The organism is Candidatus Binatia bacterium (assembly GCA_036563615.1).
Classification (GTDB): Bacteria; Desulfobacterota; Binatia; order UBA12015; family UBA12015; genus DATCMB01.
This window is the reverse complement of the sequence record DATCMB010000018.1, coordinates 1-19,251: the sequence shown is the minus strand read 5'-3', so window position 1 is coordinate 19,251 and position 19,251 is coordinate 1. Positions and strand designations below refer to the sequence as shown.

Sequence of the window (19,251 nt, the reverse complement as noted above, 5' to 3'; positions counted from 1 at the left end):
ATTCCTCTCTACGAGCGCCCCGTGCGACCTTCAAGCTTGACGGCGGTACGCCTGCCATACTAAACGTTCAGTATGGCGACCGAGCCGGCCGCTGCCCGACGCCCCCTCCGCGGTCGGCCCGGGCTCATGGCGATCGCGATCGACTGCTTCGCGCGCTACGGCTACGCCGGCACCTCCATCGACCGGATCGCGCGCGCTGCGGGCGTCACCAAGGGCGCGCTGTACTACCACTTCCGCGACAAAGAGCAGCTGCTCTTCGAAGCGGTGAAGGAGCGGATCGGGGCGTTCGAGCAGCACGTCCTCGAACGCGTCGACCGCGCTTCCGACCCGGCCGAGGCGCTGCGTCGGATCGCGCGCATCTGCGCGCAGAACGCGATTCAGGACAACCATCGACGCTTTATCTTGACGCTGATGGTCGAGGCGCTCGATACCAACGCTGCGCTGTCGAACGAGTTCCGCGAGATGCTGCAGCGCTTCCGCGGCTTCTGCCGCCACCTCATCCGTCAGGGTCAAGAGAGCGGCCTCTTGCGCTCCGACGTCGACGCCGCGGTCGCCGCGGAGACCTTCGTGAGCGGCATCTTGGGCGCCGAGATCCAGTACTACCAGGACACCGAGCGCATCGACCTCGCGCGGTCGATCGACGTGCACGTGGAGCAATTCCTCGCCTGGCTGGCCAACCCGAAGAAGGGAAGCCGCCGGCGAGCTTCCGGAGGAAAGAATGTTTGACCTCGAGTTGACCGAGGACCAGAAGCTCGTCCAGGAGACCGTGGCGAGCTTCGCTCGCGCCGAGATCCGTCCCGCCGCACGCGACGCGGACGAGACCGGCACGATCCCTAGCCACCTCGCCGAGAAGGGTTACGAGCTGGGACTCGTCAGCTCGGCGATCCCCGAGGAGCACGGCGGCTTCGGCGAGCAGCGCTCGGCGGTGACCGGCGCGATCGTGCTGGAGGAGCTCGGCTGGGGCGACCTCTCGATCGCGCTGCAGCTGCTCGCGCCGCGGCTGGTGGTCTACCCGCTGCTCGAAGCCGGGACGCCCGAGCAGCGCGCGAAGCTGCTGCCCGCGTTCGCCAAGGGCTACCGCGCCGCGACCGCAGCCGTCGTCGAGCCGCGCTTCGACTTCGACACCGTCGAGTTCGCGACCACGGCGACGCCGCAGAACGGCGGCTTCGTGCTGAACGGCACCAAGTGCTTCGTGCCGCTCGCGGCGGAGTCGGAGACGTTGCTCGTCGTCGCGCAGCAGGGCGAGGGACCGGCTGCATTCCTCGTCGACCGCAACACGCCCGGCGTGACGGTGAGCGAGCGCGAGAAGAACATGGGCCTCAAGGCGCTACCGACCTACGAGGTCACCTTCGAGAACGTGCGCCTGCCCGCCGAAGCTCGGCTCGGTGGCGAGCGCGGCGCGGACGTCGAGCGTCTGCTGAACCTGAGCCGTATCGCTCTCGGATCGCTCGCCGTCGGCGTGGCGCGCGCCGCGTTCGAGTACGCGCGCGACTACGCCAAGGAGCGCAAGGCGTTCGGCGTCGCGATCGCGCAGAAGCAGGCGATCGCCTTCATGCTCGCCGAGATGGCGATCGAGATCGACGCGACGCGCCTGCTGCTGTGGGAGGCCGCGTGGATGCTCGACAAGGGTCTGCCCGCGACCCGCGAGGCGGTGCTCGCCAAGCGCTACGCGAGCAACATGGTTCTCAAGGTCACGGACAACGCCGTGCAGGTGCTCGGCGGTCACGGCTACGTGCGCGACCATCCGGTCGAGCTCTGGTTGCGCAACGCTCGCGGCTTCACGTCCTTCGAGGGAATGGCGATCGTCTGACGACGATCGACGAGGTGCACCATGATCGATTTCGAGCTTTCGCCGGCGATCCAGAACACCCGGCAGATGATTCACCAGCTCGCCGAGCAGGTGATGCGGCCGATCTCGCGCGAGTACGACGAGCGCGAGCACGAGAAGCCGACCGAGTTCCTCAACATGATGTGGAGCGTCTCGAAGGGCAGCTCCTTCGGCAACGCCAGGGAGAGCAACTCGGCGCTCGCGAGCGGCAGCCCCAAGGAGGGCAACCTCGCCGCCTGCGTCAACATCGAGGAGCTGTCCTGGGGTGACGCCGGTCTGTACTTGACGATCCCCAACGCGGGGCTCGGCGGTGCGGCCGTCATGGCGGCGGGCACCCCGGAGCAGAAGCAGCGCTTCCTCGCGCCGTTCAAGGAAGGCGAGCCGAAGTGGGGCGCGATGGCGATCACCGAGCCGCACTGCGGCTCGGACAGCGCCGCGATCCAGACCACCGCGGTGCGCGACGGCGATCAGTGGGTCATCAACGGCACCAAGATCTACTGCACGTCGGGCCTGATGGCGGCCGAGAAGTCCGACGGCTTCGTCGTCGTCTGGGCGACGGTCGACAAGAACGCCGGCCGCGCCGGCATCAAGTCCTTCGTCGTGCCGGCGCACACGCCGGGCATGAAGGTCATCAAGGTCGAGAACAAGCTCGGCATCCGCGCCTCGGACACGGCGATGATCGTGTTCGAGGACTGCCGCATCCCGCTCGACAACATCCTCGGCTCGCCCGAGGTGAAGACCTCGACCGAGGGCTTCAAGGGCGCCATGGCGACCTTCGACGCGACCCGCCCGCTGGTGGCGGCGAGCGCGCTCGGCATCGGTCGCGCGGCGCTCGACTTCACGCGCGAGGCGCTCGAGCGCGCCGGCATCAAGATCCGCTATGGCCTCGCGCCGTCGAAGCTGACGGCCATCGAGCGCGACTTCATGGAGATGGAGAGCGAGCTGCACGCGGCTCGTCTCCTCACCTGGCGCGCGGCCTGGATGATGGACCGCGGCAAGCGCAACAACCTCGAGGCGTCGATGGCGAAGTCCAAGGCGGGGCTCGCCGTCACGCGCGTGACGCAGAAGGCGGTCGAGCTCCTCGGTCCGCTCGGCTACTCGCGCAAGCTGCTCCTCGAGAAGTGGATGCGCGACGCCAAGATCAACGACATCTTCGAGGGCACGCAGCAGATCAACTTGCTGATCGTCGCGCGCCGCATCCTCGGCTACTCGAGCAAGGAGCTCAACTGACCCACCCCGGAGCACGGGAGCGCCGCGCGGTCGCTCCCGTGCTCCGCGTCGGTCGCGCGCGTCCGGATTCCGGATGACGGACCGCGGCGCGCCGTCAAATCTTTGCCACCGCGCCACGTCACGCGACTGCGCGCGGGGCTCGTAGACGCCTGCGACGAGCCCCGATCACTTGCGTTGTCTCGCGAATTCGCCCGTCTCGCGTTTGCCCCTCCGTGGTACGGCGCTTGCTGCCCGGCACGCCCAGGAGGAAGGCAAATGACCCTGACCGTCACTCTTCGTGAACTCGTTTCCGCCGTCTCCGACTTCGCCAAGTCGGAGGACGAGGTCGTTGCCACCGTGATCCACATGATCAACAGCGGCCAGGTGCGTTTGCGTGGCACCTACAGCGGCGCGCACGTCGACATGGACGACCACCGCGACGCACCGCTTCTGTCCTGAAGCACGAGAGCGAATTTCGGAAGCATCATTCGGAGAGCATCATGAGCACCCCGACCGGACGACGCAGGTTCTACGTTTCGGGCAACGCCGTCGAGCTATGGGAAGACGCTCGTCAGCCGTTCGGCTGGGCCGAGCAAGACCTCGACGAGTACGCGCGCGACGGTCAGTGGGACCTGCTGTTCAACGCTCTGGTGCTCGCCTCCACCTTCGAGCCGACGATCGCTTCCTGACGTCCTGACGCGTCGGACGCGCACCACGCGCGCAACGCAGCGCCGCGCGACGGACCGCGTGCGCAATTCGCTTCTCCGGGGCGACGCGTCGGCGTAAGCTCGCTCCATGGGCCACCGCGAGAATCGGCTGGCGAAGGAGTCGAGCCCCTACCTGCAGCAGCACCGGTTCAACCCGGTCGACTGGTACCCGTGGGGCGAGGAAGCGCTCGAGCGCGCACGGCGTGAGGATAAGCCGATCCTGCTGTCGATCGGCTACTCCGCCTGCCACTGGTGTCACGTCATGGAGCGCGAGTCCTTCGAGAACGAGGACATCGCGGCGCTGATGAACGCGCACTTCGTGAACGTGAAGGTCGACCGCGAGGAGCGTCCCGACCTCGACACGATCTACATGAACGCCGTCCAGATGATGACCGGGTCTGGCGGCTGGCCGCTGACTGTATTCTTGACGCCGGAGGGGAAGCCGTTCTACGGCGGCACGTACTTCCCACCGGAGGACCGCTACGGGCGTCCTGGCTTCCCGCGCGTCCTCGACGCCGTCGCGCGCGCCTACCGCGAGAGCCGCGGCGAGGTCGAGCGCGCCACGCAGCAGCTCATGGAAGGGCTCGCGAAGCTCTCGAGCTTCGAGGCGAATCTCGACGCCGTCCGGCCCGAGACCGTGCGCACGGCCGCGGACCGACTTCTCGCGTACGTCGACTGGGAGCACGGTGGCATCGGGGATGCGCCCAAGTTCCCGAACGTCCCGGTGTTCGCGCTCTTCCTCCGCCAGCACCAGGCGACCGGACGCGAGGAGTTTCTCACCGCGGTGACGCGCACGCTCTCGGCGATGGCGCGCGGCGGCATCTACGACCAGCTCGGCGGCGGCTTCCACCGCTACTCGGTCGACGCGCACTGGCTCGTGCCGCACTTCGAGAAGATGCTGTACGACAACGCGCAGCTCGTCCCGCTCTACCTCGACGCCTACCTCGTGACCTCCGACCCGCTGTACCGCCGCGTCGCGGGCGAGACGCTCGACTACCTGCTGCGCGAGATGACGCACCCCGAGGGCGGCTTCTACTCGACGCAGGACGCCGACACCGAGGGCGAGGAGGGCAAGACCTACCTCTGGCGGATCGAGGAGATCCGCGAGCTGCTCGATCCCGACGCGGCCGAGATCGTCACGCGCTACTACCAGGTCGACGAGCTCGGCAACTTCGCCGAGCCGGGGCAGAGCGAGCGCAAGAGCATCCTGCACGTCAAGCTCAGCATCGACGAGCTCGCGCGTCTGTTCCGTCGCGAACCGGCGGAGATCGAGACGGTCCTCGCGAGCAGTCGGGAGAAGCTCCTCGCCGCGCGCCAGCGTCGACCGCAGCCCGGACGCGACGAGAAGATCCTGACCAGCTGGAACGCGCTCGCGATCCGGGCGTTCGTGCGCGGCGCGACCGTGCTCGAGGAGACGCGCTACCTCGACGCCGCGGTGCGCGCGGCCGCGTTCCTCGATCAGTACTTGACGCGTCCCGACGGACGCCTGCTGCGCACCTGGAAGGACGGCGTCGCGCGCTACCCGGCGTACCTCGACGACCACGCGTTCCTCGCCACGGCGAGCCTCGACCTCTACGAGGCGACCGGCGACCACCGGCACCTCGAGCACGCGCGCCGGCTCGGCGAGATCCTGCTGTCCGACTTCCTCGACGAGCAGCAGGGCGGCTTCTTCTTCACGGCGCGCTACCACGAGCAGCTGGTGGACCGTCCGAAGGTCGTGTTCGACGGCTCGCTGCCGTCGGGCAACGCGGTGGCGATCGAATCGCTGCTGCGTCTCGCGCGGCTCTTGGGTGATGCGCGAGCGCGCGAGGTCGCCGAAGCCGCGCTGCATCTCTTCGGAACGCGGATGGAGAAGGATCCCTTCGGCACCGCGTACCTGCTCGGCGTCCTCGACGACTTCCTGCGCGGCCCCGTCGAGGTCGTGATCGCGGGCAAGCGCGACGCGGCCGACACGCGCGCGCTCACCCAGGCCGCGCACGCGGTCTACCTGCCGAACAAGTCCGTGCTGCTCGCCGAGCCGAACGGAGCGACGGACGATCTGCCCGAGGTGCTGCGCGACAAGCGGCCGATGAACGGGCACGCCGCGGCCTACGTCTGCCGCGGCTTCACCTGCTCGGCACCGGTGACCGACCCGGGCGAGATCCGGACGCTGCTCGAGGGTCGCGAGCCCGCGTAGCCCGCGCGCCCACCTGCGTAGCGCGCGAGCTCGCGGAGCAAGCACGAAGCAGCGGTGCAGCGGGTGCGGCGCCGCTAGCGGCCGCGGAACTCCGGACGCCGCTTCTCGTTGATCGCCCGCAGGCCCTCTTGCGCGTCCTCGCTGGTGCGCGCGCGCTCGGCGGCGTCGCGCACGTCGTCGGGCGCCTCCTCGGTGCGGTGCGCGCGCCCGGCGAGGATCGCCTTCTTCATCGCGCGGACCGCGAGCGGCGCGTTGGCGGCGATCGTCTCCGCCATCTTGCGCGCGGCCGGCATCAGCTCTTCGCGCGGCACGACCTGGTTCACCATCGCGAGCGCGTGCGCGCGCTCGGCGCTGAGCGGCTGCGCCGTGAACAGCAGCTCGCTCGTGATCGCGGCGCCGACGGTGTCGACGAGCTTCAGGATCAGCGGATACGGCACCACGATGCCGATGCGCGCGACCGGCATGCCGAGGCGCGTGTCGGTGGTCGCGATGCGCAGGTCGCAGTGCAGCGCGAGCTCGCAGCCGCCGGCGAGCCCGTCGCCGTTCATCGCGGCGATCGTCGGCTGCGGCAGCCGCTCGAGCGGCTTCAGCACGTCTCGCACCAGCGCCGCCTCGAGCGCGGGCTCGGTCGGTGAGGCGCCCATCGCGACCAGATCGAGCCCCGAGCAGAACACGCTGCCGGCGCCGGTCAGGATGACGACGCGGATCGAGTCGTCGGCGGCGATCGCGGCGAGGTGCCGACCGAGGTCTTCCATCATCGGGATGGTCAACGCGTTGCGGCGCTCGGGTCGGTTGAGCAGGATCGTGCAGATCGCCCCCTCCCGGCTCACCTCGATTTCCGCCATCTCCTAGCCTCCGTGTCGTTCGCGCGCGCGTGCGCGCAGCTCGTCTCGTGCCTCGGGCGCCGCGATCGCGATCAGCGCCTCCGCTCGCTCACGAAGGTCGAGCCCCGTGAGCTCGGCGACGCCGTGCTCGGTCACCACCACGTCGACCGCGAAGCGCGGCACGGTGACCGCCGTCCCGGTCGTGAGCCGGTCGACGATCCGCGAGCGGTTCTTCGCCGTCGAGCGCAGCGCGATGATCGAGCGCCCGCCGGGCGAGTAACGCGCCGCCTCGACGAAATCGAGCGAGCCGCCGACGCCGCTCACCTGCACGCCGTCGATCGTCTCGCCGTTCACCTGGCCGTCGAGGTCGACCTCGATCGCCGAGTTGATCGAGACGAAGCGCTCGAGCTGCGCGAGGTGCGGCACGTCGTGGATGACGGTCGTCGGCTGAAAGCTGACGCGCGGATCGGTCGCCGATCGCCGGTACATCTCGTGCGACCCTTCGATCTCGCCGGTGACGACGCGCGCCGTGGGCGGTGCGGCTTCGAGAAAGTCCATGAGCCCGTCGCTCAGCATGCCCGAGTGCAGATTCACCCCCGGGACGTCGGAGAGCCGCGGCAGCAGGGCGTCGGGAATCGCGCCGACGCCGAGCTGCACCCAGGCGCCCTCCGGCACGAGGCGCAGCACGCGCTCGATGATGCGCCGATCGACCTCGTCGGGCTCGGCGCGCGCGAGCGTGCCGAGCGGTGCGGTCGCGTCGACCGCGACGTCGATCATGTCGACCGGCACCTCGGTGCAGCCCTCGGTGTAGGGCATGTCCGGGTGGATCTCGGCGATCACCAGCTTCGCCGCAGCGATCACGCTCGGAAAGATCGAGCACGAGATGCCGAGGCTGACCGTGCCGTCGCGCGGCGGCGAGCACTGGATCACCGCGACGTCGGCCTCGAGCCGTCCGCCCGGACCGAAGACGCGCGGAATGTCCCGAAAGCGCAGCGGCAGGATGCCGATCCTTCCGCCGCGCGCGAGGTGGCGGATCCGCGGCCCGACCTGCCAGGTGACGTAGCGGTAGCCGGGCCCGAGACCGCCGGTCTCCGCCGGCTCGCCTTTGAGACCCGGCCCGAGAAAGGCGTAGTCACCGAACGCGAGGCCGCCGTACAGCGTCGGCGGTGCGTCGGGGTGACCGCGCGATGCGGCAAGCGCCTCGTACAGCGCCGACGGCTCGATGCAGCCGTGCGGCAGCACGACCCGGGCGCCCGGCGGGATGCGCGCGATCGCCTGCTGTGGCGTCGCGCGGATCAGAACTCGTCCTTGAGCTTTCGGGTCGCCGCGAAGATCTTCACGTCGTCGTCATCGACGCTCGGAACGCGTGCGCGCACCGACTCGCGCAGCTCGGGGCTGCTCGTGCGCAGGAACGGATTGGTCGCGCGCTCGGACGCGATCGTGCTCGGCACGGTCGGCTGTCCCTGCGCGCGGCGCGAGCGCGCCCACGCGAGCTTGTCGGCGATCGCTTGGTTTGACGGCTCCAGCATGTGCGCGAACTCGAGGTTGCGCACGGTGTACTCGTGGCCGCAGTAGACCTTGGTGTCCTCGGGCAGGCTGTTGATCTTCGCGAGCGACGCCATCATCTGCTCGGGGTTGCCCTCGAAGAGGCGTCCGCAGCCCGCGGCGAACAGCGTGTCGCCGGTGAACACCGCGCGCTCGCGCGGGAAGTGGTACGCGATGTGACCGCTCGTGTGCGCCGGGATGAAGATCACCTCGGCCTCGAGGCGACCCACGCGGACCTTGTCGCCCTCGCGCACGCCGTCGGTGAGGCGCGGGATGCGCGCGGCGTCGTCTGCGTTGCCGTAGATCCGCACCGGCATCCGCGACGCGAGCTCCTCGTTGCCGCCGACGTGGTCGTAGTGGTGGTGGGTCGACAGCACGGTGGTGAGCGTCACGCCCTCGCGACGCGCGGCCTCGAGCACGGGCTCGACCTCTGCGCAGTCGACGACGGCGGCGACGCGCTCGTCTTCGTCGATGATCAAGTAGCTGTAGTTGTCCTGCAGGACCGGCACAGCGACGACACGCACGGAGATTCTCCCTTCGCAGCGACTCAACCGTCGGCGAACCCGACGAGCACCCCGGACGACTGGTGGAAGCGATTCCGACCCGCGAGAGGCGCGAGCTCCGCTCCGGAGAAGAAGCCCGCGATCTCGACGTCGCCCAGCGAGCGTCGCAGGTACGCCGTGTCGAGGTCCGGTATGCCATACAGCGCCTCGCCGCGCTCGACGCTGTTGAAATAGAGCGCGCCCGCGATGTCGCGGCTGGTCGCGGCGAACTCCTCGACGTTGCGCGCGAAGCTCTCGCGCGCCGCGGCCGGATCGCGCACCGCGAGCGCGAAGTGCATGCCGGGGATCACCTCGTCGCCGACGAGCAGCGCGCCCTGCGAGACGTCCGCGCCGAGCAGACGCCGCACCACGTAGGGCGGCGTTTCCTCGCCGTCGGTGATCTGGTCGGCGAGCGCGGCGCGCGTGCAGCGCAGCGCCTCGCGGAGATCCGCGCGCAGCAGCTCGGGGATCTCGGTCAGGAACACGGAGAGCGCGGGCTCGCCGTCGAGCTCGAGGATGCGATTGCTCTCCGCCCGGGTCACCTTCCACCAGCGACCGACCGGGGTGCCGCCCTGGGTCACCATGCTGCGCACGTCGAGCCCGCCGATGGCGAGCCCGGCGACCGCGTTGCTCGATGCGACGCCGCGGCCGACGACCGTGGTCTCGCCGATCGTGCCGTCCTCGGAGGCTCCGGCGCCGAGCACGACGGTGCCGGGCGCGGCGCTCTCGACGCCCGCCAGCAGCTCGTCCGGGGCGAGGTTGTAGCTGTCGGCGAGGAGCAGGAGCGTCTTGGGCTCGGCGTCGAGCGTCGCGACCACGCGCCCGAGCTCGCGGCCGACCTCCTCCGCCGGCCGCGCAGCGAGGGAACGAAGACGCGGCGCACCTCGAAGTCCCCGCGCAGGGCCAGCGCCGACACCGCAGCACCCCGCTCGCGCTCGCCCTCCCGCGACACCACCCCCGCAGCGCTGCAGCCGACGACCTCCCCCACCCCCACGATCTCGCGGATCGCGCGCTCGATCCGGCCGTAGGCGGGCCCGTAGCCTGGAGTGGCGAAGAAGATCGCGGCCTCGGCGCGGCTCGTCCCGAGGCGCTCCTCGAGCTCGAGGGCGATGTCGCGGCACGCTTGAGCGGTATCGGCGTGCGTCGAGAAGGCGCTTGCCACGCGGAGCACCTTTCGAGTCTGGCATGCTCCGACCGCGGGATTCAATTTGCCCCTCTGCCGGAGGCCCGGCCAACCGCCTTGCCGCGGGCTCGACCAAGCTCTATGACGGTCGAGGGGTCGTTGCGCCGATGCACGACGTCGCGCGAGCGCCCCAGGTTGGCGCACGCGCGGCCGCGTACTTTCGACGCGACGACGGCACGTTGCTTGCCGATGCCGATGGGTTCGATCATGCAGTCGCGCAGCCGTAGACGCCTCGCAGCGCTCGCCTTGGTGATCGCCGCCATCGCTCTGCCCGCGACCGGCTTCGCCGGGCCTCGACGGCTGCAGCCGCCGCCCGACGTCGACCTCGACCCCGACCGCGGGATGACGTTCGGCAGGCTGCCGCGCACGTCCTTCGACCACCGCGTCTTCGGCCCGCTCAAGCAGAGCCTGGGCTCGAAGGCGATGGATCCTTCGATCGACCCCTACAACCCGGTCGTGAAGCCGAACCGCTACGAGCCCGGCACCGGCAAGATCCGCGGCTCGCTGACCGACAAGGTGCGCGAGATGCGACGCGCCGAGGAGGCGCGGCGTCCGTACCGCTCGTCGTGGCTGCGCGAGACCGAGAAGGCGTCGCGCGGTAAGTCGAAGGCGAAGTACCGTTCGACCTCGCCCAAGAAGGGCCGCGACTAGCCAGCACGAGCGCGGCCCTGTAACCACGGGGACGTGTCGGCTCTTCTCGAAGCAGCGCTCGAGCGCTGGCGACCGCTTCGCAGCCGGGGCATCACGGTCGACTTTCCGTGCTTCCTCGCCCCGATGGTCGGGCTGTCGCACGTCGCGTTGCGGCAGACGATCGCGCGCTATCTCCCGGCGGGGACGTCGACGCTGCTCTTCACCGAGATGCTGTCGTCGCGGCGGCTGCCGGCCGAGCGCATCGGTGATCGTCCCGAGACAGCGTTCGCCGACGGCGAGACGATCGTCCCGCAGCTGCTCGCGAACGAGGAGCGCTTCATCGTCGAGTCGCTGCGCAAGCTCGAGCAGATGCAGCCGGTGGCGATCGACATCAACATGGGATGCCCGGTGACGAAGGCGCTCAAGCACAACTGGGGCGTCGCGCTGATGGGCGACCCGCGCTACGCCGAGGAGGTCGTGCGCATCACCGTGCGTCACTCGCGGTGGCCGGTGTCGGTCAAGCTGCGCACCGGGCTGCGCGACGATCCGGAGTACCTGATCGACTTCGCGCGCATGCTCGAGGAGGCGGGCGCCTCGTGGATCACCATCCACCCGCGCATCGCTGCGCAGCAGCGGCGCGGCAACGCACGCTGGGAGTACCTCGCGCGCGTCCGCGACGCCGTCCGCATCCCGGTGATCGGCAACGGCGACGTGCAGACCGCCGACGACGCGCTCGCGATGCTGCGCGAGACCGGCTGCGACGGCGTCATGATCGGTCGTGCGGCGGCGGCGCGACCCTGGATCTTCTGGCAGATCGGCGAGGCGCTCGGCCTACCCGCGCCACCGGGTCACGAGGGCGAGGCCGCGCCGGGCGACGGCTATGCGGAAGGTCGCGAGTACGCCCGCGCGCTCGAGACTTTCATCGACGAGGCGCAGCGCTTTCGCAGCCAGGATGCGCTCAAGCGCGTGCGCTTCTTCGTGCACTGGGGCGCGCGCTGGCTCGACTTCGGACACGAGCTCTGGCGTCGCACGACGAGCGCCGCGAGCACGGAGGCCGTGCGCGCGATCGGTCGCGAGTTCTTCGCGCTGCCGCAGCGGATGACGGCGCGCACCGCGCTCGCGAGCTGAGCAGAGCGCGCTCGGGATCTAGGCGTCTGGCTCGGCGCCGCCGTCCGAGCCGTCGCCGCCGACCGGCCCGTCGCCACCCGAACCGCCGGTGCCGTCGGACGTATCCCCGTTCCCGTCGACGGACTCGCCGTTGCCGTTCGCGTCCGCACCGTCGTCCGCGGGCAGCGCCGCCGCCTCGCCGCGGTCGTCGCCCTCGACGACGCGCGCCATGCTGACGACCCGCTCGCCGTCGTCGACGTCGAGCAGCTTGACGCCCTGCGTGTTGCGCCCGACGACGCGGATGTCGCTCACGCGCAGCCGGATCATGCGTCCGCGGTCGGTGACCAGCATCACCTCGTCGTCCGGGAAGACCTGCGCGACGCCGATCACGGCGCCGGTCTTCTCGGTGACCTTCATGGTGATGATGCCGCTGCCGCCGCGACGCTGCAGACGGTACTCGTCGAGCTCGCTGCGCTTGCCCTGACCGCGCTCGGACACCGTGAGGATCTGCGCGCCCGGCGACAGGATGTCGACCGCGACGACCTCGTCGTCGTCCGACAGCGAGATGCCGCGCACGCCGGCGGCGTTGCGGCCCATGGCGCGCACGTCGCTCTCGGCGAAGCGGATCGCCTGACCGTTCTTCGTCGACAGCAGGACCTCCTGGTCGGTCTCGACCAGACGCACGCCGATCAGGCGGTCACCCTCCTCGAGGCTGATCGCCATGATCCCCGCGGCGCGCCGGTTCGAGAACGCCATGAGGTCGGTCTTCTTGACGGTGCCGCGCTGCGTGGCGAACAGCACGTAGCGTCCCGGCTCGAAGCGGTTCACGGGCAGGAAGGCCGTGATGTGCTCCTCCGGCCCGAGCTGCAGCAGGTTGACGATCGCCTTGCCGCGCGCGGTGCGCGTGCCCGCCGGAATCTCGTAGACCTTGCGCCAGTGCACACGGCCCTGGTTGGTGAAAAAGAGGATCGTGTCGTGCGTCGAGGCGATGAACAGGTGCGCGATGAAATCCTCTTCGCGCGCCGTCGCGCCGACCTTGCCGCGTCCACCGCGCCGCTGCGCGCGGTACTCGCTCGCCGGGATGCGCTTGATGTAGCCCGCGTGTGACACCGTGACGACGACGTCCTCGCGCGCGATCAGGTCCTCGGTCGACAGGTCGTCCGAGGTCTCGATGATCGTCGTGCGGCGGTCGTCGCCGTACTTCTCGCGGATCTCGAGCAGCTCGCTGCGGATGATGGCGTCGACCTCGGCCGGGTTCGCGAGGATCGCCTTCAGGCGCGCGATCAGCTCGGTCGTCTCGCGGTGCTCCTCGAGGATCTTGTCGCGCTCGAGGTTGGTGAGGCGCTGCAGGCGCATGTCGAGGATCGCCTGCGCCTGGACCTCCGAGAAGCCGAAGCGCTCGCACAGGCCGGTGCGCGCCTCGCTCGGGCTCGCGGCGGCGCGGATCAGCGCGATCACCGCATCGAGGTTCTCGAGCGCGATCTTGAGGCCTTCGAGGATGTGCAGCCGCTCCTCGGCCTTGCGCAGGTCGTACATCGTGCGCCGCGTGACGACCTCGCGCCGGTGGTCGAGGAAGACCTGGAGCGCGTCGCGCAGCGTCAGCAGCTTCGGACGACCCTCGACGATCGCCAGCAGGTTGACGCCGAACGACTCCTGCATCGGCGTCAGCTTGAAGAGCTGGTTCAGCACGACCTGGCTCGCGGCATCGCGCTTGAGCTCGATCACGATGCGCATGCCGTGCCGGTCGGACTCGTCGCGCAGATCCGAGATGCCCTCGATCTTCTTCTCGTTGACCAGCTCGGCGATGCGCTCGATCAGGCGCGCCTTGTTCACCTGATACGGGATCGCGTCGATGATGATCGACTCGCGGCCGGTCTTCGGGTCTTCTTCGATCTCGGCGCTCGCGCGCATCTGCAGGATACCGCGGCCGGTGGTGTAGGCGTCGCGGATCGGCGCGCTGCCGCAGATGAAGCCCCCGGTCGGGAAGTCGGGGCCGGGGATGTAGCGCATGAGCTCGAGCGACGTGAGGCTCGGGTTCTCGAGCAATGCCACGCAGCCGTCGACGACCTCGCGCAGGTTGTGCGGCGGGATGTTGGTCGCCATGCCGACGGCGATGCCCGCCGCACCGTTCAGCAGCAGGTTCGGGATCTTCGCCGGCAGCGGTAGCGGCTCGCGCTCGGAGTCGTCGTAGTTCGGGACGAAGTCGACGGTCTCGCGGTCGATGTCCGCGAGCAGCTCACCCGCGATGCGCGCGAGGCGCACCTCCGTGTAGCGCATCGCCGCCGGCGCGTCGCCGTCGACCGAGCCGAAGTTGCCCTGGCCGTCGACGAGCGGGTAGCGCATCGAGAAGTCCTGGGCGAGGCGGACGATGGTGTCGTAGACCGCCGAGTCGCCGTGCGGGTGGTACTTGCCGACGACGTCACCGACGACGCGTGCGGACTTCTTGTACGGCCGGTTCCACTCGAGCCCGAGCTCGTTCATCGCGTACAGGACGCGGCGATGAACGGGCTTCAGCCCGTCGCGTGCATCGGGCAGCGCGCGCCCGATGATCACGCTCATTGCGTAGTCCATGTAGGACTGACGCATCTCGTCTTCGATGCTGACCAGGATGCGGGTCGACATGGGTGAGCCTTCGCGCCTCGACTAGATGTCGAGGTTCTTGACGCTCAGCGCGTGGTCTTCGATGAACTTGCGACGCGGCTCGACGGCGTCGCCCATCAGCATCGAGAAGATGAGGTCGGCCTCGGGCATGTCCTCGACACGGACCTGCAGCAGCGTGCGCTTCTCGGGGTCCATCGTGGTCGCCCAGAGCTGCTCCGGGTTCATCTCGCCGAGGCCCTTGTAGCGCTGGATCTCGAGCCCCTTGCGCGCGTTCGCCATGATGTGGCGGACGGCGGCCGGCAGCGTCGGCATGGCGATGCGCTCGCCGTTCGAGACGACGTAGAACGGCGCGCGTCCCGCGTCGGCGAGGTTGGTCGCGAGCCGGCGCACCTCCTCGAACTCGGGCGAGGTGCAGAACTCGAGCGAGAGCACCGTCTTGTCCCGCACGTTGCCGCGCTGGACCTCGACCGTGATCACAGGCACGTCGCCGGCGCGGTCGGCGTCGATCGTCGCCGTGACCGGCTGCAGCTCGGGATTCTCCGACAGCGTCGTCTGCAGACGCTCGGCGATCGCCTTGAGCAGCTCCGGATCGCGGAACGCGTCCGCGCCGAGCCGCTCCTCGCGCGCCGCCGCGAGGACGACCTCGCGGTTGCGCCGTCCGCGCTCGATGACGTCGAGCACGCGGTCGAGGTGCGAGAAGCGCCGCAGCACGTTGGCGAGCGCCTCGCCGGCGAGCGGGACGTCGCTGCCCGTGCCGATCACCTGCGCCTGATCGCTGCCGAGCTCGATCAGGTAGTCCTCGAGGGCCGCGTCGTCCTTGAGGTAGCGCTCCTCCTTCCCCTTCTTGACCTTGTACAGGGGAGGCTGGGCGATCATGACGTGGCCGTTCTCGATCAGCTCGGGATACTGCCGGTAGAAGAACGTCAGTAGCAGCGTGCGGATGTGGCTGCCGTCGACGTCTGCGTCGGTCATGATGACCAGCGTGTGGTAGCGCAGCTTCGAGATGTCGCGATCCTCTTTCCCGATCCCCATGCCGAGGGCGGTGATGAGGAGGCGAATCTCCTGCGACGACAGCATCTTGTCGAAGCGCGCCTTCTCGACGTTGAGGATCTTGCCGCGCAGCGGAAGGATCGCCTGGTTGCGGCGATCGCGGCCCTGCTTGGCGGAGCCGCCCGCGGAGTCACCCTCGACGATGAAGAGCTCCGAGAGCCTCGGGTCGCGCTCCTGACAGTCGGCGAGCTTGCCCGGGAGCGATCCAGAGTCGAGCGCGCCCTTGCGGCGGGCGAGGTCCTTCGCCTTGCGCGTCGCCTCGCGCACGCGCGCCGCCTCGATGCACTTGGCGGTGATCTTCTTCGCCTCGGTCGGGTGCTCTTCGAGGTAGTTGCCGAGGCCTTCGTTGAGCAGCGCCTCGACGAAGCCCTTCACCTCGCTGTTGCCGAGCTTGGTCTTCGTCTGACCCTCGAACTGCGGCTCGGGGACCTTGACCGCGATCACCGCGGTGATGCCTTCGCGGACGTCGTCGCCCTCGAGGGCCTCGCCCTCCTTCTTCAGCATCCCGGCGCGCGTCGCGTAGAGGTTGATCGTGCGCGTGAGCGCGGCCTTGAAGCCCGAGAGGTGGGTGCCGCCCTCGTGCGTGTTGATGCTGTTGGCGAAGGAGTAAATCGTCTCGCTGTAGCCATCGTTCCACTGCATGGCGACTTCGATGACGACTCCCTCGCGCTCGCCCGCGATGTAGATCACGTCGGGGTGCACGGGGGTCTTCGTCGAGTTCAGGTGCTCGACGAACGAGGCGATGCCGCCCGGGTAGTGGAACGTGTGCTCGCGTCCGCTGCGCTTGTCCTCGATCGAGATCTTGAGCCCGCGGTTCAAGAACGCGAGCTCGCGCAGACGCTGCGACAGGACCTCGAAGCTGAAGTCCGTCGACGGGAAGATCAGCGGGTCGGGCTTGAAGGTGACCTGGGTGCCGCGCTTCTGGGTCGCGCCCATCTCGGCGAGCGGCGCCTCGGGACGACCACGGTGGTAGCGCTGGAAGTAGACCTTGCCGTCACGCCAGATCTCGACCTCGAGGTACTCCGAGAGCGCGTTCACCACCGAGATGCCGACGCCGTGGAGACCGCCCGAGACCTTGTAGGCGTCCTTGTCGAACTTGCCGCCGGCGTGGAGCTTGGTCAGCACGACCTCGGCGGCGGAGACGCCTTCCGTCGGGTGGATGTCGACCGGAATGCCGCGGCCGTCGTCGGTGACGGTGACCGCGCCGTCGACGTGGATCACCACCTCGACGTTCGTGCAGTGGCCCGCGAGCGCCTCGTCGACCGAGTTGTCGACGATCTCGTAGACCAGGTGGTGGAGGCCCCGCTCGGCGGTGTCGCCGATGTACATGCCGGGGCGTTTGCGGACCGCTTCGAGGCCCTCGAGGACCTTGATCTGCTCGGCCCCGTACGCGCTGCTGGAAGGCGGCGGCGTGATCGAAGAATCTATCGACATTTCAAGTACTTACCGCCATTGGCGGAACACCTCAGCTTAGCAGACCGAGCCTCCTCGCGAAAGGTCGGGCGTGCGTTTGCTCGCGGGCTCCCGGCAGCGTCCCGACGAGCTGCCGAGCGGCCCGCAGGTGCGCCGTGGTGACCGCCCTGCCGCCCTGGTTTGCGATCCGTCACAGCCGCATCGGCATGACGACGTAGCTGTACGAGTCGTCTTCCTCGCTGCGGACGATGCCGGGGCTCGCGTCGTCGATCAGCGCCAGCTCGACGCGCTGCTCGTCGGGCAGCACCGCGAGCACGTCGGTCAGGTAGCGCGAGTTGAAGCCGACGCTCAGCGGCTCGCCGCTGTACGCGACCTCGATCTCCTCGCTGGCCTCGCCGAAGTCCGGGCTGCTCGCCGAGATCGTGAGCTGGCCCTCGCCGATGTGCAGCTTCACGCCGCGCGCACGGTCGCTCGCGACGACCGAGACGCGCCGCAGGGCCGAAAGCAGCTCCGTCTTGTCGACGACGATCTTCGACCGCATCGTCTTTGGGATCACCTGCTCGTAGTTCGGGAACTCGCCGTCGACGAGCCGCATGACGAGCTCGACGTCGCCTTGCTGCACGCGCAGCCCGTTCGCGGTCACCGTCGCGCTGACGACGCCGTCACCGTCGTCGAGCAGGCGGCGTAGCTCGGCGAGACCCTTGCGCGGCAGGATGATGCCCTTCTCGAGCGGCTTCACGTCCTTCACCGGCTGATCGACCAGAGCGAGCCGGTGACCGTCGGTGCCGACGAAGCGCAGCGTCGCGTCGTTCGCCGTCATGTAGACGCCGCCCAGGTGCGGACGGGTCTCGTCGGTCGACACGGCGAACAGCGTGCGGTCGATCATCTGCGCGAGCGTCTCCGACGGGATGGAGAACGTCGGCTTCGCCTTCGCGTCGCTCTGCGGGAAGGCCGGGAAGTCCGCGGCGGGGAGACCGACCAGCTTCACGCGCGAGCGCCCGGAAACGACCTCGATGAACTGGTTCTCGAGCGCGCGCACCGTGATCTCGCCCGGCTTCAGCTCGCGCACGAGCTCGAGCAGCTTGCGCGCGCCGACCGTCGCGGCGCCGGCGGTCTTCACCTTGGCGTTGCAGCGCCGACGGATGTGCACCTCGAGATCGGTCGCTGCGATGGTGAGGCCGTTCTTCGCCTCGAGGAGCACGTTGGCGAGGATCGGCAAGGTGTTGCGGCGCTCGACCACGCCCTGGGTCGGAGAGAGCCCCTGCAAGAACTCGCTTCGGTCGATCGAGAACTCCATCACGCCACTCCCGCGCCGCTCTTCATCTCCTGGAAAGACATTCAAAACTAGCAGGAGTAGGGCTTGTGAAAAATGGGCACAAGTACCTCAACTCCTCTGCCGTACGGCGGAATCGGGTGTCGAGAAATCGCGTCGCGCTCAACCGTCTCGACCACCCCCCGACGGCGGCGACGAGTTGTCCCGCCGCCGCCGTCAGGATCTCCACAACCGCCCCACAGCTTGTCGACGCTCAAGACGCGCGCTTGCCGGCGATTGCGCGCTCGAGACGCTCGACGGTCGTGCGGAGCGCCGCGTCGTTGGCGAGACGCTGCGTGATCGTGGTCTGCGCGTGGATCACCGTCGAGTGATCGCGTCCGCCGAAGGCGTCGCCGATCGCGGGGAACGACAGACTCACCAGCTTGCGCGTGAGGTACATCGCGATCATGCGGGGCACGACGAGGTTCTGCGTGCGGCGCTTGGACTTGAGCTCGGTGAGGGAGAGGCCGAAGTGCTCGCACACGGCGTTTTGCACGTCCTCGACGGTCGGCGCCTTGGGTCGGTGCCCGAGCAGCGGCTGCAGGACCTCCTTGGCGAAATCGAGCGTCACCTCGGCCTTGCGCAGCGATGCGTGCGCACCGAGACGCGTCAGCGCGCCTTCGAGCTCGCGCACGTTGTTCGCCACCTGCTCGGCGATGTAGGCCGCGACCTCGGGCGAGATCGAGAAGCCCTCGGCTTCCGCCTTCTGCTGGATGATCGCGAGCCGCGTCTCGATGTCCGGCGTCTGGATGTCGACCGTGAGACCCCACTCGAAGCGGTTGCGTAGCCGCTCCTCGAGATCGGGGATGTCCTTGGGGAACTTGTCCGAGGTCAGCACGATCTGCCGGCGCGACTCGTGCAGCGTGTTGAAGGTGTGGAAGAACTCCTCCTGCGTTCCTTCCTTTCCTTCTAGGAACTGGATGTCGTCCACGAGTAGGACGTCGACATCCCGGTAGCGGCGCTGGAACGCGACCTTGCGGTCATCGCGCAGGCTGTTGATGAAGTCGTTGGTGAATTCCTCGGTGGAGATGTACCGAACCCGCATGCCGGGGAACAGCCGCTGCGAGTAGTGGCCGACCGCGTGCAGCAGGTGCGTCTTGCCCAGCCCGGACTCGCCCCAGATG

The 19,251-nt window shown here is 69.0% G+C and carries 17 protein-coding genes; 8 read left to right on the top strand and 9 right to left on the bottom strand.

Going from position 1 to position 19,251, the window contains the following annotated elements; genetic code table 11:
* The first annotated feature begins 126 nt into the window (after window positions 1–126).
* From VIS07_14155 to VIS07_14130, 6 genes are all read left to right on the top strand, one after another.
* A complete protein-coding gene (locus VIS07_14155; GenBank protein ID HEY8516648.1) occupies window positions 127–726 on the top strand; it encodes a TetR/AcrR family transcriptional regulator in 600 nt (199 codons plus the stop codon).
* Window positions 719–1,810 (top strand): acyl-CoA dehydrogenase family protein, encoded by a 1,092-nt coding sequence (locus VIS07_14150; protein HEY8516647.1) that lies wholly within the window; start codon window positions 719–721, stop codon window positions 1,808–1,810. The genes VIS07_14155 and VIS07_14150 overlap by 8 nt, the downstream gene beginning before the upstream one ends.
* Window positions 1,811–1,831: 21 nt before the next feature.
* Entirely contained in the window at window positions 1,832–3,058 is a 1,227-nt protein-coding gene (locus VIS07_14145; GenBank protein ID HEY8516646.1) for an acyl-CoA dehydrogenase family protein, read from the top strand.
* A 255-nt stretch (window positions 3,059–3,313) separates the two neighbouring features.
* Complete coding sequence (locus VIS07_14140; GenBank protein ID HEY8516645.1) at window positions 3,314–3,496, top strand: hypothetical protein; 183 nt, start codon at window positions 3,314–3,316, stop codon at window positions 3,494–3,496.
* A 41-nt stretch (window positions 3,497–3,537) separates the two neighbouring features.
* On the top strand, window positions 3,538–3,726 hold the full coding sequence (locus VIS07_14135; GenBank protein ID HEY8516644.1) for a hypothetical protein: 189 nt from the start codon (window positions 3,538–3,540) through the stop codon (window positions 3,724–3,726).
* Window positions 3,727–3,832: 106 nt separating this feature from the next.
* Window positions 3,833–5,920 (top strand): thioredoxin domain-containing protein, encoded by a 2,088-nt coding sequence (locus VIS07_14130; GenBank protein HEY8516643.1) that lies wholly within the window; start codon window positions 3,833–3,835, stop codon window positions 5,918–5,920.
* A gap of 74 nt (window positions 5,921–5,994) precedes the next feature.
* Here the strand turns inward: VIS07_14130 and VIS07_14125 are convergent, their stop codons facing one another.
* The 5 genes from VIS07_14125 to VIS07_14105 are packed head-to-tail and all read right to left on the bottom strand — an operon-like array spanning window position 5,995 to window position 10,277.
* Complete coding sequence (locus VIS07_14125; GenBank protein HEY8516642.1) at window positions 5,995–6,765, bottom strand: enoyl-CoA hydratase/isomerase family protein; 771 nt, start codon at window positions 6,763–6,765, stop codon at window positions 5,995–5,997.
* 3 nt (window positions 6,766–6,768) lie between these two features.
* A complete protein-coding gene (locus VIS07_14120; protein HEY8516641.1) occupies window positions 6,769–7,986 on the bottom strand; it encodes an acetyl-CoA hydrolase/transferase C-terminal domain-containing protein in 1,218 nt (405 codons plus the stop codon).
* Between the two features lie 53 nt (window positions 7,987–8,039).
* A complete protein-coding gene (gloB, locus tag VIS07_14115) occupies window positions 8,040–8,813 on the bottom strand; it encodes a hydroxyacylglutathione hydrolase (protein ID HEY8516640.1) in 774 nt (257 codons plus the stop codon).
* Window positions 8,814–8,836: 23 nt separating this feature from the next.
* Entirely contained in the window at window positions 8,837–10,018 is a 1,182-nt protein-coding gene (locus tag VIS07_14110) for an FIST N-terminal domain-containing protein (protein HEY8516639.1), read from the bottom strand.
* Window positions 10,019–10,034: 16 nt separating this feature from the next.
* Window positions 10,035–10,277 carry a hypothetical protein gene (locus tag VIS07_14105; protein HEY8516638.1) on the bottom strand — a complete coding sequence of 81 codons (243 nt, stop codon included), beginning with the start codon at window positions 10,275–10,277 and terminating at the stop codon, window positions 10,035–10,037.
* On the opposite strand from VIS07_14105, the gene VIS07_14100 reads away from it, so the two are divergent.
* Window positions 10,264–10,665, top strand: a complete 402-nt coding sequence (locus VIS07_14100) for a hypothetical protein (protein HEY8516637.1) — start codon at window positions 10,264–10,266, stop codon at window positions 10,663–10,665. The two genes, VIS07_14105 and VIS07_14100, sit on opposite strands and share 14 nt — an antisense overlap.
* Before the next feature lie 33 nt (window positions 10,666–10,698).
* Complete coding sequence (locus tag VIS07_14095; GenBank protein ID HEY8516636.1) at window positions 10,699–11,772, top strand: tRNA-dihydrouridine synthase family protein; 1,074 nt, start codon at window positions 10,699–10,701, stop codon at window positions 11,770–11,772.
* 18 nt (window positions 11,773–11,790) lie between these two features.
* Here VIS07_14095 and gyrA read toward each other — a convergent pair whose 3' ends face one another.
* From gyrA to dnaA, 4 genes are all read right to left on the bottom strand, one after another.
* Window positions 11,791–14,373, bottom strand: a complete 2,583-nt coding sequence (gyrA, locus tag VIS07_14090) for a DNA gyrase subunit A (protein ID HEY8516635.1) — start codon at window positions 14,371–14,373, stop codon at window positions 11,791–11,793.
* A gap of 21 nt (window positions 14,374–14,394) precedes the next feature.
* Entirely contained in the window at window positions 14,395–16,836 is a 2,442-nt protein-coding gene (gene gyrB, locus VIS07_14085; protein ID HEY8516634.1) for a DNA topoisomerase (ATP-hydrolyzing) subunit B, read from the bottom strand.
* Window positions 16,837–17,005: 169 nt separating this feature from the next.
* Complete coding sequence (dnaN, locus tag VIS07_14080) at window positions 17,006–18,112, bottom strand: DNA polymerase III subunit beta (GenBank protein HEY8516633.1); 1,107 nt, start codon at window positions 18,110–18,112, stop codon at window positions 17,006–17,008.
* Between the two features lie 229 nt (window positions 18,113–18,341).
* A partial coding sequence (dnaA, locus tag VIS07_14075) for a chromosomal replication initiator protein DnaA (protein ID HEY8516632.1) occupies window positions 18,342–19,251 on the bottom strand: 910 nt, incomplete at its 5' end.

What these genes read in the sequence shown, in the direction of transcription:
- gyrA (HEY8516635.1), bottom strand. Translation starts at nt 14,373, where the DNA reads ATGTCGACCCGCATCCTGGTCAGCATCGAAGACGAGATGCGTCAGTCC.
- dnaN (HEY8516633.1), bottom strand. Translation starts at nt 18,112, where the DNA reads ATGGAGTTCTCGATCGACCGAAGCGAGTTCTTGCAGGGGCTCTCTCCG.
- VIS07_14125 (HEY8516642.1), bottom strand. Translation starts at nt 6,765, where the DNA reads ATGGCGGAAATCGAGGTGAGCCGGGAGGGGGCGATCTGCACGATCCTG.
- VIS07_14135 (HEY8516644.1), top strand. Translation starts at nt 3,538, where the DNA reads ATGAGCACCCCGACCGGACGACGCAGGTTCTACGTTTCGGGCAACGCC.
- VIS07_14155 (HEY8516648.1), top strand. Translation starts at nt 127, where the DNA reads ATGGCGATCGCGATCGACTGCTTCGCGCGCTACGGCTACGCCGGCACC.
- VIS07_14110 (HEY8516639.1), bottom strand. Translation starts at nt 10,018, where the DNA reads ATGCCAGACTCGAAAGGTGCTCCGCGTGGCAAGCGCCTTCTCGACGCA.
- VIS07_14145 (HEY8516646.1), top strand. Translation starts at nt 1,832, where the DNA reads ATGATCGATTTCGAGCTTTCGCCGGCGATCCAGAACACCCGGCAGATG.
- VIS07_14140 (HEY8516645.1), top strand. Translation starts at nt 3,314, where the DNA reads ATGACCCTGACCGTCACTCTTCGTGAACTCGTTTCCGCCGTCTCCGAC.
- VIS07_14130 (HEY8516643.1), top strand. Translation starts at nt 3,833, where the DNA reads ATGGGCCACCGCGAGAATCGGCTGGCGAAGGAGTCGAGCCCCTACCTG.
- VIS07_14150 (HEY8516647.1), top strand. Translation starts at nt 719, where the DNA reads ATGTTTGACCTCGAGTTGACCGAGGACCAGAAGCTCGTCCAGGAGACC.
- gyrB (HEY8516634.1), bottom strand. Translation starts at nt 16,836, where the DNA reads ATGTCGATAGATTCTTCGATCACGCCGCCGCCTTCCAGCAGCGCGTAC.
- VIS07_14105 (HEY8516638.1), bottom strand. Translation starts at nt 10,277, where the DNA reads ATGGCGGCGATCACCAAGGCGAGCGCTGCGAGGCGTCTACGGCTGCGC.